10 protein-coding genes are annotated in these 12,786 nt (G+C 68.7%); 8 read left to right on the top strand and 2 right to left on the bottom strand.

Annotated elements, in window-relative coordinates; all coding sequences use genetic code 11:
• The first annotated feature begins 10 nt into the window (after positions 1-10).
• Positions 11-1,009, top strand: coding sequence for a class II fructose-bisphosphatase (glpX, locus tag LGR54_RS16955; protein WP_230363151.1), 999 nt, complete (start codon positions 11-13; stop codon positions 1,007-1,009).
• Positions 1,010-1,191: 182 nt separating this feature from the next.
• Here glpX and LGR54_RS16950 read toward each other — a convergent pair whose 3' ends face one another.
• Complete coding sequence (locus tag LGR54_RS16950; RefSeq protein WP_230363150.1) at positions 1,192-1,797, bottom strand: nucleotidyltransferase domain-containing protein; 606 nt, start codon at positions 1,795-1,797, stop codon at positions 1,192-1,194.
• Positions 1,798-1,980: 183 nt separating this feature from the next.
• On the opposite strand from LGR54_RS16950, the gene LGR54_RS16945 reads away from it, so the two are divergent.
• A complete protein-coding gene (locus tag LGR54_RS16945; RefSeq protein ID WP_230363149.1) occupies positions 1,981-2,322 on the top strand; it encodes a hypothetical protein in 342 nt (113 codons plus the stop codon).
• 68 nt (positions 2,323-2,390) lie between these two features.
• On the opposite strand, the gene LGR54_RS16940 is transcribed toward LGR54_RS16945, so the two are convergent.
• Positions 2,391-3,137 carry a DUF3750 domain-containing protein gene (locus tag LGR54_RS16940; protein ID WP_230363148.1) on the bottom strand — a complete coding sequence of 249 codons (747 nt, stop codon included), beginning with the start codon at positions 3,135-3,137 and terminating at the stop codon, positions 2,391-2,393.
• Positions 3,138-3,301: 164 nt separating this feature from the next.
• On the opposite strand from LGR54_RS16940, the gene LGR54_RS16935 reads away from it, so the two are divergent.
• The 6 genes from LGR54_RS16935 (at position 3,302) to LGR54_RS16910 (ending at position 12,549) form a co-directional block, all read left to right on the top strand.
• Positions 3,302-4,636 (top strand): Nramp family divalent metal transporter, encoded by a 1,335-nt coding sequence (locus tag LGR54_RS16935; RefSeq protein WP_230363147.1) that lies wholly within the window; start codon positions 3,302-3,304, stop codon positions 4,634-4,636.
• A 109-nt stretch (positions 4,637-4,745) separates the two neighbouring features.
• On the top strand, positions 4,746-6,128 hold the full coding sequence (locus tag LGR54_RS16930) for a malonyl-CoA decarboxylase (RefSeq protein ID WP_230363146.1): 1,383 nt from the start codon (positions 4,746-4,748) through the stop codon (positions 6,126-6,128).
• A gap of 101 nt (positions 6,129-6,229) precedes the next feature.
• Positions 6,230-7,453: a cyclopropane-fatty-acyl-phospholipid synthase family protein gene (locus tag LGR54_RS16925; protein ID WP_230363145.1), complete on the top strand. Its 1,224-nt coding sequence runs from the start codon at positions 6,230-6,232 to the stop codon at positions 7,451-7,453.
• 89 nt (positions 7,454-7,542) lie between these two features.
• Complete coding sequence (locus LGR54_RS16920) at positions 7,543-8,097, top strand: biliverdin-producing heme oxygenase (protein ID WP_230363144.1); 555 nt, start codon at positions 7,543-7,545, stop codon at positions 8,095-8,097.
• Positions 8,084-10,642: an HWE histidine kinase domain-containing protein gene (locus tag LGR54_RS16915; RefSeq protein WP_230363143.1), complete on the top strand. Its 2,559-nt coding sequence runs from the start codon at positions 8,084-8,086 to the stop codon at positions 10,640-10,642. The genes LGR54_RS16920 and LGR54_RS16915 overlap by 14 nt, the downstream gene beginning before the upstream one ends.
• A gap of 335 nt (positions 10,643-10,977) precedes the next feature.
• Positions 10,978-12,549: a 2-isopropylmalate synthase gene (locus tag LGR54_RS16910; protein ID WP_230363142.1), complete on the top strand. Its 1,572-nt coding sequence runs from the start codon at positions 10,978-10,980 to the stop codon at positions 12,547-12,549.
• Positions 12,550-12,786: the final 237 nt, after the last annotated feature.

Raw genomic sequence — 12,786 nt, 5'->3', positions numbered from 1 at the left:
GGCTGGGACGATGGCGGAAATCACGGTCAAACCTGATCAGTTGCTGGAGCGCATCCTGACGCTGGAACTGGTGCGGGTCACCGAGCGGGCGGCGGTCGCCTCCGCGAGCCTGCGTGGGCGCGGCGACGAGAAGGCGGCTGACAAGGCGGCGGTGGACGCCATGCGGCGCGAGCTCAATCGCCTGCCGATCGCCGGCCGCATCGTCATCGGCGAGGGCGAGCGCGACGAGGCGCCGATGCTGTTCATCGGCGAGGAGCTCGGCACCGGCAAGGGCCCGGCGGTCGACATCGCCGTCGACCCGCTCGAGGGCACCACTCTGTGCGCCAAGAACATGCCCGGCTCCATCGCGGTGATGGCGATGGCCGAGGGCGGCACCATGCTCTACGCGCCCGACGTCTACATGGACAAGATCGCCATCGGCCCGGGCTATCCCAAGGGCACGATCGACATCGACGCCTCGGTGGCCGACAACATCCACTCGCTGGCCAAGGCCAAGGGTGTGAAGCCGCACGAGATCACCACGCTGATCCTCGACCGTCCGCGCCATGCGGCGATCATCGAGGCGGCGCGCTCCACCGGCGCCTCGGTGCAGCTGATCACCGACGGCGACGTCGCCGGCGTGATCCACACCACCGATCCGGACGAAACCGGCGTCGACATCTATATCGGCACCGGCGGCGCGCCGGAGGGCGTGCTGGCGGCGGCGGCGCTGCGCTGCATCGGCGGCGAGATGTATACCCGCCTGATCCTCGACACCGAGGAGAAGCGCGAACGCGCCAAGAAGATGGGCGTCTCCGACCCGAAGAAGATCTACACCATCCACGACATGGTGCAGGGCGACTGCCTGTTCGCCGCCACCGGCGTGACCACCGGCAACCTGCTGAAGGGCGTGAAGTATCGCCGCGACGACATCGTCACCACCCATACGGTGGTGATGCGCTCGGCCACCGGCACGGTGCGCTGGATCGAGGCCGAGCACCGCAACCTCGCCAAGTTCCATCTCGGTTGAGTTCCATCTCGGCTGATCGCCCTCGGCGCATCGGACGTTTCAGCGAGGGGCGCGGCAACGCGCCCCTTTGCTTTTGCCGCTAGAACGTTCCCGGTGAGATCCGGTTCACCGGAAACGCTCTAGCTCTCTGTTTCTACGCAATTCTTTTCGCAAAACCGCTGCGCACTTTTGCGGGAATTGCTCTACAGCGCCCCGGCCCAGTCGTGGCCGGGATGCGCATAGGCCAGCCAGCCCTTCAGGCGCCGCCGCTCCTCTGCCGTCAGGCGCGGCACCGCGCGGGCGAAGTCGGCCTCGTCCTTCGGCCGCCGGTGCCGGGCCTTGAACAGCAGAACGATAGCCGGCTTCAGATAGGGGATGCCCGTCGGCGTCGTATCGACCGCCTCGGCGCGCGGGCAATGGATGGACGGGTCGCGCTTGTAGACCCAGCGCGACGGGGTGCCGCGCTCGATCATCATATCGGCCCGCCAGCAACCGGCCGCGACGTCGCGGCACCACAGCTGGGCGACATGCGCCGGCGGCTCGGCATCACCAGGCAGATGTGACAGCACCCCGGCATGGGCGGTGTAGAGCTCCATCGCCCCGAGCGCGTGCCGGAACGCCGGCAGGTCCTCCGCCAGCACGGTGAACTCGATGTCCTCGTGGTCGCGGGTCTGCATGCCCAGCCACAGGTCGAGCGCCCAGCCGCCTGCCACGCACCAGGGTGCCGCCACATCCGCGAGGTGCTCAGCCAGTTGCTGCGGCGACCAGGCCGACCAGCTGTCTTCGTCGATGGCGGCTAAGGCGGACATGGGGTCTTCCTGCGAGGAGGCGGCAGCGATCGTCGCGATGCCCCGGCGTTTTTCATTCGCCATACGCCTTGTCCCGGCAATCGGGAAATCTGGCGCTTTGGAACTGGCTCGGTGTGCTGTATACCAGATGCCGCAGACCAGCATCCCACGAGGATGCAAAGACGTTCGCAAAGGGAAACACCCATGTCCGCCCCCCATTCCGCGCTCCCCGCCTTCCTGACGAAGGTCACCGCTCTCATCGACGCCGACAAGTACCAGGACGTCGCCGAAGCATTCGCCGCCTTCGTGAAGGAGCACCCGACCACCCGCTACCTCGCCTCCGAGCCGCTTCCCTTCAAGGTGAACGTCCGCCTGTCGAAGAAGTACGGTTCCTCGGCGACGTCGACTTTCACTCTGCGCCACACCACCTGGGCGGAAGACCTGAAGCGCTCGCTGTCGGAGGGCCCCGATGCCTTCGCCGCGCTCGCCGGCAAGTATGACGCCGAGGTGGCCGAGGTCGCCAAGACGGTGAAGAAGGTCGCCTGATCCTGCTTTGCGGGCGCCGGCCTCGTCGGCGCCCGTCTTCCTGCCGCCCGCCCGGTTGAGGGGCGGCGCTACAGCCCGATGCGTCCGAAGCCCGGCAGCTTGATGCCCGGCCGGCGCAGATCGAGGCCGGCCACCGCGCCCAGCACGTTGATCTCCACGCCCTCCACCCAGGCCAGCGTCAGCCCGGCATAGCCGTCGAGGCTCAGCGTCACGCCGGTGCGCGACGGCGTCCAGTCCAGCCAGTTCCCGTCGACCGGGTAGTCCTTGCCGATGGCGGTCGAGGGCAGGGCGGCCTCCAGTTCCGGCACCTGCCGCACCACATGGGCGATGAAGGTGTTGGAGTTCGGCCCCGGCCAGATCACGTAGTCGCCCGCCTCCGCATAGGGATAGCCGGCGATCGCCGCCTTCACCTTCGGAATCATCGCCGCTGCATCGGCCCCGGTCGCCTCGGCGACCAGTTCCGGCGTGTTGCCATACCATTTGCCGTCGGGCGGGAAGCGGTTGTGGCGGATCGGCGCGCCGGAATAGCCCATCACGTCGTAGCGCTCATAGGCGCTCGCGCCGGCCTCCTTGTACACCACCCAGCAATGCACCGCGAAGATGCTGCGCCAGCCGCCGACGGGGGCGCAGTAGATATGCACTATCGCTTCCGGCACCTGCGCGGCGGCGGGCAGGGTGCCGGTGCTCGACCAGTCGGCCGAGCGCCAGTTCATCGAGAGGTCGCTGGTCTGCCAGGTCACCAGCGCGTGGGCGGCGAGCGGCAGGCCGAAGAAGAAGAGCAGGCCGAGGCGGACGAGACGGGTGGCGCGCAGCATCGGCGCAGAATGTCTGCCCCGCCGCCGCAAATCCAGCGCCGGCGGCCCGGCTGGCGAAATCGTGTTCGCACGGCGAGATGATGCAGCCCCGTTGACATAGTTGCGAATGGATCGCATCTTTCTTGCGACTGAGTTGCAAGAGCGGATAGGGCGCGGACGAAATCATGTTGGACAGCATCTCCTCGGGCGGATGGCGGCGGACGCGTGGGGACCCCGCTCTCTCCGAGGTGCACGGATCCATCGCCGTGCCCAAGCGCACCGGCATCCGGCGCTTCCTTGCCTTCATCGGGCCGGGCTATCTGGTGGCGACCGGCTACATGGACCCGGGCAACTGGGCGACCTCGCTCGCCGGTGGCTCCAAGTTCGGCTACGCGCTGCTCACCGTCGCGCTCCTGTCCAACATGATCGCCATCCTGTTGCAGGCGCTGTGCTCGCGGCTCGGCGTCGCCTCGGGGCGTGACCTCGCCCAGGCCTGCCGCGACGCCTTTCCCTGCCCGGTGTCCTTCGTCCTGTGGCTGCTGGCGGAAGCGGCGATCTGCGCCACCGACCTCGCCGAGGTGATCGGCACCGCCATCGGCCTCAACCTGCTGTTCGGCCTGCCGCTGGAGATCGGCGTCGTCCTCACCGCGCTCGACGTGTTCCTGATCCTGTGGCTGCAGACCCTCGGCTTCCGCTGGGTGGAGGCGATGGTGATCGGCCTGCTGGCGGTGATCGCCACCTGCTTCGGCGTGCAGATCGCGCTCGCCGATCCGAACTGGGGCGAGGTGATCCGCGGTTTCGCGCCGACCACGCAGATCGTCACCAATCCAGACATGCTCTATCTCGCGCTCGGCATCCTCGGCGCGACGGTGATGCCGCACAATCTCTACCTGCACTCGGCCATCGTGCAGACCCGGCGGCACGACAACACTCTGGAGGGCAAGCGCGAGGCAATCAAATACGCCACCTGGGATTCCACCTTCGCGCTGATGTTCGCGCTCACCATCAACGCCTCGATCCTGATCCTCGCCGCTTCCGCCTTCCACACCGGCGGCGTGGGGGAGGTAGCAGACCTCGGCAAGGCGCATGAGCTGCTCAACCCGCTGCTCGGCAGCGCGCTCGCCCCGACGCTGTTTGCGGTCGCGCTCTTGTGCTGCGGTCTCAACTCGACGGTGACGGCGACCATCGCCGGACAGGCGGTGATGGAGGGCTTCCTCAATTTCCGCCTCGCGCCATGGCTGCGGCGGCTGATCACCCGCGCCATCGCCATCGTGCCGGCCTCGGCCGTCACCATCGCCTATGGCGAGCAGGGCGCCGGCTCGCTGCTCATCCTCAGCCAGGTCATCCTCAGCCTGCAACTGCCCTTCGCGGTGGTGCCGCTGATCATGTTCACGGCGGACAAACGCAAGATGGGCACGCTGGTGGCGCCGCGCTGGCAGACCGTGCTGGCGGCGCTGGCGGCGGCGCTGATCATCACGCTCAACATGAAGCTGGTCTTCGACTTCGTGACGGGCTCGTGATGGCGTCTCGGCAAAGGGCCGTCTTGCGTCCGTCGTGACGAGGGCGTCTCATATCCAGTGATTTGCCGGTCCCGTCCCCGGTCGGGGCGGGAGGTGGCGGGGGGCGGTCATGAGCGATACGACGAGCTTCTTCGGCGACCTGCTTGGCACCATTGCCGAGCGCGGGCGGGCTCTGCTCGATCTCGGGCGCGAGCGCCGCCCGGCCGGCGCGATAAAGGCCGCGAGCCTCGTCGCCTTGTGCGAGCAATTGCTGTCGGGGCGCGGCGAGGCGTCGGGCGTGGCGCTGGCCAGCGAGATCCTCCTCGCCTATGGCGCGCTGAAGAGCGCGGAGCGGATCGCCTTCTTCGAGGCGCTGCTCGGCACGTTCGGGCCGGACCTCGCCCGGCTCGACAAGGCCGCGGCCGCCTATGCCGCCAAGCCGTCCGCCGCCGCGGCGAGCGAGCTGCACCGGGCGAGCGAGCCGCGCCGGCAGGAGCTGATCCGCCGGCTCAACCTCGCGCCCGGCGCCACGGCGCGCCTCGTCGGCATGCGGGCCGACCTTCTCGCCAGCCTGCCGCGCCGCCGCGATCTCGCCGAAGTCGACCGCGACTTCACCCATCTCTTCGCATCCTGGTTCAATCGGGGGTTTCTCGTGCTGCGCCGGATCGACTGGTCGACACCCGCCAACGTCCTCGAAAAGATCATCCGCTACGAGGCGGTGCACGAGATCCGCGACTGGAACGATCTGCGCGCCCGCGTCGACAGCCCGGACCGGCGCTGCTACGCCTTCTTCCATCCCACGCTGGTCGACGAGCCGCTGATCTTCGTCGAGGTGGCGCTGATGAAGGACATCCCGGGGGCGATCGCGCCGGTGCTGGCCGAGAAGCGCGCGCATCTCGATCCCGCCAAGGCCAACGTGGCGGTGTTCTACTCCATCTCCAACACCCAGACCGGGCTCGGCGGGGTGAGCTTCGGCAATTTCCTCATCAAGCAGGTGGTGGAGGAAATCTCGCGCGAGCTGCCCAATCTCAAGACCTTCGTCACCCTCTCGCCGGTGCCGACCTTCCGCGGCTGGCTGGAGGCCGAGCGCGCGGCGGAACATTCCGCCGTGCTCACCGCCGAGGACCGGACGGCGCTGGCGGCGCTCGACGCCCCCGGCCTCGCCGAGGACGAGGCGCGCCAGGCGGTGCTGCGGCCGGTGCTGACGGCGCTCGCCACGCATTATTTCCTGATCGCCCGCTCGCCGAAGGGGCGCCCGCTCGATCCGGTGGCGCGTTTCCATCTCGGCAACGGGGCGCGGCTGGAGCGCATCGATCCGTTCGGCGACCTCTCGGCCAAGGGGCTGAAGCAGGCGGCCGGGCTGATGGTGAACTACCGCTACATCACCGAGGACATCGAGGCCAATCACGAGGCCTTCTTCGACAAGGCGCAGGTGGTGGCCAGCCCGGCGGTGCGCCGGCTGCTGCGCGCCGAGAGCCAGCAGAAGGCGCTGGTGGTCGGCGCGGCGAGCTAGCGTCGGGCGTTTCCGGCGACCACCCGAAGCGGTTCGCTTGACAGAGCGGGTCCTGCCATGCCCGATGCCGCCGGTTTTATCGGGTCCGGGTCGTCTCGCGCATGTTCCTCCTTCCGCATCTCCTCAAGCGTTTCGTCGACAAGGGTCGGCTCGTCGTTATCGACGAGGCGGGCAAGGAACACGCTTTCGGCTCGGGGAAGGACGGGCCGAGCGTCACCATGCGGCTGCATGACGGCAAGCTCGATCGCGAGCTGTTCCTCAATCCCGAGCTGGTGATGGCCGAGGCCTATATGGATGGCCGGCTCACCTTCGAGAACGGCTCGACGGTCTATGATTTCCTCTATCTGTTCTCGATCAACCGCAAGGGGCTGGCCTCGCACCCGGTACAGCAGGCGCTGCGCCGCTCCTGGCGGTCGCTGAAGCGCTGGCACCAGGCCAATGCTCTCGGCAAGGCGGCGAAGAACGCCCAGAGCCATTACGACAATCCGCCGGATTTCTACCGGCTCTGGCTCGACAGCCAGATGATCTATTCCTGCGCCTATTTCCCGACGCCCGAGGCGTCGCTGGAGGAGGCGCAATGGGCCAAGCTGCGCCACATCGCCGCCAAGCTGCAGTTGAAGCCCGGCATGCGGGTGGCGGAGATCGGCTCCGGCTGGGGCGCGCTCGCCATCTATCTGGCGAAGCAGGGCGCCCATGTCACCGCCATCAACGTCGCCACCGAGCAGCTCGCCGAATCGAAGAAGCGCGCCGCCGAGGCGGGCGTGCTCGACCGCATCACCTTCTTCGAGCGCGACTATCGCGAGCTCACCGGCACCTTCGACCGCGTGGTGTCGGTCGGCATGATGGAGCATGTCGGCGTCAATCATTTCGACGACTATTTCAACACCATCAAGCGTCTGCTGGTGCCCGGCGGCTGGGCGATGATCCACGCCATCGGCCGCATGTCGCCGCCCGGCTCCACCGCGCCGTTCATCCGCAAATACATCTTCCCCGGCGGCTATGTGCCGGCGATGTCGGAGGTGTTCGCCTCGCTGGAACGCACCGGCATGTGGGTGGGCGACTGCGAGATGCTGCGCCTGCACTATTACTGGACGATCCGCCACTGGCGGCTGAACTTCGAGGCGAAGCGCCCGGAGGTGGTCGCCATGATGGGCGAGCGCTTCGCCCGCATGTGGGAGTTCTACCTCGTCGCCGTCGAGCTCGGCTTCCTGCACGGCTCGAACATGGTCTACCAGCTGCTGCTGGCCAATGAGCGCGACGCGGTGCCGGTGATCCGCGACTTCATCACCGATGACGAGCGCGCGCTGGCCAAATCGGAAATTTAGTTGGTGGTCGAGGAACGCTTCAGCGGCTAGATCGTTTTCACGGGTATTCCACGCCGGGCGGTTCCGGCGGCCCCAATTTGTGTCTGCCGATGCACCACGATTCCCGGCGCCATGCCCTGCGCGCCCTGACGAAAGACGCTCACGCCGAACTCGACGCCAGTGTCGGCGGCTTTGACAGCCGGCTCGACTATGTCCGCTACCTCAAGGGGCAATATGTGTTCCGCCATGCGGCGGAAGCCGGGCTCGACCGGGTGACGTGGCCGGCCGCGTTCGGCGACTGGCGGCCGAAGCCGCTGACCGCGCTGCTGCGCGCCGATCTCGAGGATCTCGACGTCGAGCTGCCGCCCGCCCCGCAGGCCCTCGACATCGCGCCGGCCGACCTCCTCGGCGTGCTCTATGTGCTGGAGGGCTCGGGCCTCGGTGCTCGCGTGCTGCATCGCCGCGCCGCCGAGATCGGCTTCGACGAAGCGACCGGCGCCCGCCACCTCGCCGTGCAGGCGGGGGATCGCGACAGCTGGCCGACCTTCCTCGCCCAGCTCGAAGCCGCCGAGCCGTTCGACATGGACCGCACGGTCGGGGCCGCGCTCGCCACTTTCGCCGCCGCGGGAGCGGCGTTCGAAAGGCCGGTCGATGCCGTCGGCTGAGGTCGTCGACCTCACCAATTGCGACCGCGAGCCGATCCACATTCCCGGCAGTACCCAGCCCCATGGCTGCCTGCTGGTCAGCGCCCTCGAGGACGGCCGGCTCTTGCGCTGGTCGTCCAACGCGCCGGCCTTCCTCGCCTCCGACGAGGCGATGCAGGGGCGCAGCCTGGCCGATCTCGTCGGCGCCAAGGCGGCGGCCCGCATCGGCACCGTGCTGGCCGACACACAGGAGGGCATGCCGCCGCGGCTGATCTTCGGCGTCGCCGCCGAATCGGGCGCCCGCTTCGACGTCGCCGTGCACCGCTCCGGCGGGGCCGGCATCGTCGAGTTCGAGCCGCACTGCGACGAGCACGGGCCGGCGCTCGACATCGCCCGCACCATGATCGCCCGCATCGCCCGGGAAATCTCGGTCGACGAGCTGCTCACCCAAACCCCGCGCGTGGTGCGCGAGGCGCTCGGCTACGACCGGGTGATGGTCTACCGCTTCGCGCAGGACGGCGCCGGGCAGGTGGTCGGCGAGGACAAGCTCCCGGAGTTGGAGAGCTTCATCGGTCAATGGTTTCCCGCCGGCGACATCCCTCGGCAGGCCCGCGAGCTCTACATCCGCAACATCATCCGCGTCATCGGCGATGCGCGCGGCGAGCGCTGCGGCCTCGTGCCGGAGCTCGACGATTCCGGCCGGCCGCTCGACCTGTCGCATGCGCATCTGCGCGCGGTCTCGCCGATCCACCTCGAATATCTGAAGAACATGGGGGTGGCCGCCTCCATGTCGATCTCGGTCCTGGTCGACGGGGTGCTGTGGGGGCTGATCGCCTGCCACCATTATTCGCCGCGCGCGCTGCCGATGGCGCAGCGCGCGGCGGTGGAGATGTTCGGCGCGTTCTTCTCGCTGCACCTGCACGCGCTGAAGCAGAAGCGCACGCTGGAGGTCGCCACCGCCGCCCGCGCCAGCCTCGATCGCTTCCTGCGCCGCGCCTCGCACCACGCCGATGTCGGCGAGCTGCTGCGCGGCAATATCGAGGAGTTCGCCAGCCTGATGCCGTGCGACGGCGTCGGCCTGTGGCTCGGCGGCCAGTGGACCGCGCATGGCGTCACCCCGCCGGCCTCGGCGATACCGGAGCTGGCGGCGTTCATCGGCACGCAGGCGCAGGGCCGGGTCTGGTCGGTGGATTCGCTGGCCGAAAAGTGGCCGGCCGCCGAGGCGTTCTGGGAATCGGCCGCCGGCGTGCTCGCTTTGCCGCTGTCGCAGTTGCCGCGCGACTACCTGCTGTTCTTCCGCCGCGAGATCGTGCAGACGCTGGCCTGGGCCGGGCGGCCGGAAAAGCACTACGAGACCGGGCCGCATGGCGACCGGCTCACCCCGCGCAAGAGCTTCGCGATCTGGAAGGAGACGGTGCGCCGCCGCGCCAGCCCGTGGACCGACGCCGACCGCGAGATCGCCGAGGCGGCGCGCTCCGCGCTGGTCGAGATCGTGCTGCGCCACAATGAGATCATGGCGGAGGAGCGCGAGCAGGCCGACACCCGCCAGCGCCTGCTCAACGAGGAGCTGAACCACCGGGTGAAGAACATCCTGGCGGTGATCAAGTCGCTGGTCGAGCATTCCGCGCAGGATGGGCGCACCGTCGAGGACTACGTCGCCTCGCTGCGCGGGCGCATCCAGGCGCTGGCGCTGGCCCATGACCAGGTGGTGCGCGGCGCCGGCGGCGGGACGCTGATCGACCTCCTGCGCGCCGAGCTGTCGCCCTATGGCGGCGGCACCGCGCGCACCAGCCTGCGCGGGCCGGCGCTGTGGCTCGACGCGCGCGCCTTCTCGGTGATGGCGCTGGTGCTGCACGAGCTCGCCACCAACGCCGCCAAATACGGCGCGCTGTCGCGGCCGGGCGGCCAGGTCGAGGTGCACTGGAGCGTCGATCCCGGCGGCGACGCCGAGATATTCTGGCGCGAGCGCGGCGGCCCGCCGGTGCGCCGGCCGGGACGCAGCGGCTTCGGCACCGCGCTGATCGAGCGCAGCATTCCCTACGATCTCGGCGGCGACAGCGAGATGCGCTACGAGCCGGAAGGGTTCTCCGCCCGGCTGCGGCTGCCGGCCCGCCACATCGCCACCGGCGATGCCGGCGAGGAGGACGGGGCGGGCGGTCCCAGTGCCGCGTCGACGGAGCCGGTGTCGCTTACCGAAGCCTCGGTGCTGCTGGTCGAGGACCAGATGATCATCGCCATGGACGTCGAGTTCATGATGGGCGAGGCCGGCATCTCCCGCATCACCACCGCCGCCTCGGCGGCCGACGCGCTGCGCAAGCTGACCGGCTACACGCCGGACATCGCGGTGCTGGACGTCAATCTCGGCTCCGGTACCTCGGCACCGGTGGCGGAGGAGCTGAACCGTCGCGGCGTGCCCTTCGTCTTCGCCACCGGCTATGGCGACCGCTCGATGATCCCGGCCGATAGCGGCCATGTCCGCGTGCTCGCCAAGCCCTATGACCGTGACGTGCTGATCGCGGCGCTGCGCGAGCTCTATGGCGTGCGCCCGCTGCCGGCGGCCGGCTGATCCGCCGGCGAGCGTTTTCGCGAGCCTGTTTTCCATAGGGCTTGCCAGCCCCGGCCTGTTTCCATTATGACGAAGCCCAGAGAGCAACCTCGCGAGAGCCGAGCCGTGACGAATTCGTCCGCCCGCTGCACTTCCGCGACCCCGACCGCCAAGCGGTTTGCGGGGAACGCTCTCCTTCTGTCCGGCCTGCTTCTTCTTAGCCGCCCCTGAGGGCCGGCCGGGCTGCGTGCCTGGGCGCTCAGGGGATGACGCCCGCACCGCTTCAGATACCCAGATCCGAGCCGATGAGAGACCCCGAGCGGGGCGCCGGCTGCGTGACAGAAGGAAGAACGCCAATGTCCAACGATATCGCCCACGATCGCGTGGTGATCTTCGACACCACCTTGCGCGATGGCGAGCAGTGCCCCGGCGCCTCGATGACCTTCGAGGAGAAGCTGGACGTCGCCGAGCTGCTCGACACGATGGGCGTCGACGTCATCGAGGCCGGCTTCCCGATCGCCTCCAATGGCGATTTCGAGAGCGTCGCCGAGATCGCGCGGCGCACCGAGCGTGCGGTGGTCGCGGGTCTCGCCCGCGCCATTCCCGGCGACATTGCCCGCGCCGGCGAGGCTGTCCGGCACGCGCGCCGTGGACGCATCCACACTTTCGTCTCCACCTCGCCGATCCATCTGGAACACCAGATGCGCAAGACGCAGGAGCAGGTGATCGACATCATCACCGCGACGGTGACGCAGGCCCGCAACCTCGTCGCCGACGTCGAGTGGTCGGCGATGGACGCCACCCGCACCCCGATCGACTATCTGTCGCGCTGCGTCGAGACGGCGGTGAAGGCCGGCGCCACCACCATCAACCTGCCCGACACCGTCGGCTATGCCACGCCGTCGGAATATGAGGCGATGTTCCGCCAGGTGCGCGCCTATCTGATGGACCGGGTGCCGAACGGCGACAAGATCGTGTTCTCCGCCCATTGCCATGACGACCTCGGCCTGGCGGTCGCCAATTCGCTGGCGGCTTTGGCCGGCGGCGCGCGGCAGATCGAATGCACCATCAACGGCCTCGGCGAGCGCGCCGGCAATGCGGCGCTGGAAGAGATCGTCATGGCGATCCGCACCCGTGCGGACGTGCTGCCCTTCGCCACCGGCATCGAGGCCGGCATGCTGACGCGCGCTTCCAAGATGGTGTCGGCGGTGACCTCGTTCCCGGTGCAGTACAACAAGGCGATCGTCGGCCGGAACGCCTTCGCGCATGAGAGCGGCATCCACCAGGACGGCATGCTGAAGAACAACACTACCTACGAGATCATGACGCCCGAGAGCGTCGGCGTGACCAAGACCTCGCTGGTGATGGGCAAGCATTCCGGCCGCGCCGCCTTCCGCGACAAGCTGAAGGCGCTCGGCTACGAGTTGGGCGAGAACGCGCTGAACGACGCCTTCACCCGCTTCAAGGACCTCGCCGACCGCAAGAAGGTCGTCTACGACGAGGACATCGAGGCGCTGGTCGATCAGGGCATCGCGGTGGCGCATGACCGCATGAAGCTGGTGTCGCTGTCGGTGATCGCCGGCAGCCACGGCCCGCAGCGCTCCACCATGAAGATGGAGGTCGACGGCGTCCGCTTCACCGTCGAGGAAGAGGGCAACGGCCCGGTGGATGCGGTGTTCAACTGCATCAAGGCCATCGTGCCGCATGCGGCGAAGCTGGCGTTGTATCAGGTCCACGCGGTGACCGAGGGCACCGACGCGCAAGCCGAAGTGTCGGTACGGCTGGAGGAGGACGACAAGGCCGTCACCGGCCGCGGTTCGGATCCCGACACGCTGGTCGCCTCGGCGCAGGCCTATATCATCGCGCTCAACAAGCTGCAGGCGAAGCGCCAGAGCCTCAACGCGCAGGCGAGCCCGGCGGCGGAGTGAGCCTCCGGCCTCACCGATAAACGAAACCCCGGCCCGCGAGGGCCGGGGTTTTTGTTTGCGCAGGGTTCCGTTGGGGCGATTGCGCCGCGCGCCGCCGCCTACTGGTCCTGCTTCTGGGGCGGCAGCGGCCTCGGCCGACCACCCCCGCCGCCGTCATTGCCGCCGCCCTGCTGCGGCGGCGGTCCGCGCCGCTGGTCCTGCTGCTGGCGCTGCTGGTCGCCCTGCTGACGCCGCTGC

The organism is Ancylobacter sp. Lp-2, from assembly GCF_020523795.1.
Lineage (GTDB): Bacteria > Pseudomonadota > Alphaproteobacteria > Rhizobiales > Xanthobacteraceae > Ancylobacter.
This window is presented reverse-complemented; position numbering and strand designations above follow the sequence as displayed.

Excerpts from the sequence above, each read along its gene's own strand:
- LGR54_RS16935 (WP_230363147.1), top strand. The coding sequence starts at position 3,302 with ATGTTGGACAGCATCTCCTCGGGCGGATGGCGGCGGACGCGTGGGGAC.
- LGR54_RS16945 (WP_230363149.1), top strand. The coding sequence starts at position 1,981 with ATGTCCGCCCCCCATTCCGCGCTCCCCGCCTTCCTGACGAAGGTCACC.
- LGR54_RS16915 (WP_230363143.1), top strand. The coding sequence starts at position 8,084 with ATGCCGTCGGCTGAGGTCGTCGACCTCACCAATTGCGACCGCGAGCCG.
- LGR54_RS16920 (WP_230363144.1), top strand. The coding sequence starts at position 7,543 with ATGCACCACGATTCCCGGCGCCATGCCCTGCGCGCCCTGACGAAAGAC.
- LGR54_RS16910 (WP_230363142.1), top strand. The coding sequence starts at position 10,978 with ATGTCCAACGATATCGCCCACGATCGCGTGGTGATCTTCGACACCACC.
- LGR54_RS16950 (WP_230363150.1), bottom strand. The coding sequence starts at position 1,797 with ATGTCCGCCTTAGCCGCCATCGACGAAGACAGCTGGTCGGCCTGGTCG.
- LGR54_RS16940 (WP_230363148.1), bottom strand. The coding sequence starts at position 3,137 with ATGCTGCGCGCCACCCGTCTCGTCCGCCTCGGCCTGCTCTTCTTCTTC.
- glpX (WP_230363151.1), top strand. The coding sequence starts at position 11 with ATGGCGGAAATCACGGTCAAACCTGATCAGTTGCTGGAGCGCATCCTG.
- LGR54_RS16930 (WP_230363146.1), top strand. The coding sequence starts at position 4,746 with ATGAGCGATACGACGAGCTTCTTCGGCGACCTGCTTGGCACCATTGCC.
- LGR54_RS16925 (WP_230363145.1), top strand. The coding sequence starts at position 6,230 with ATGTTCCTCCTTCCGCATCTCCTCAAGCGTTTCGTCGACAAGGGTCGG.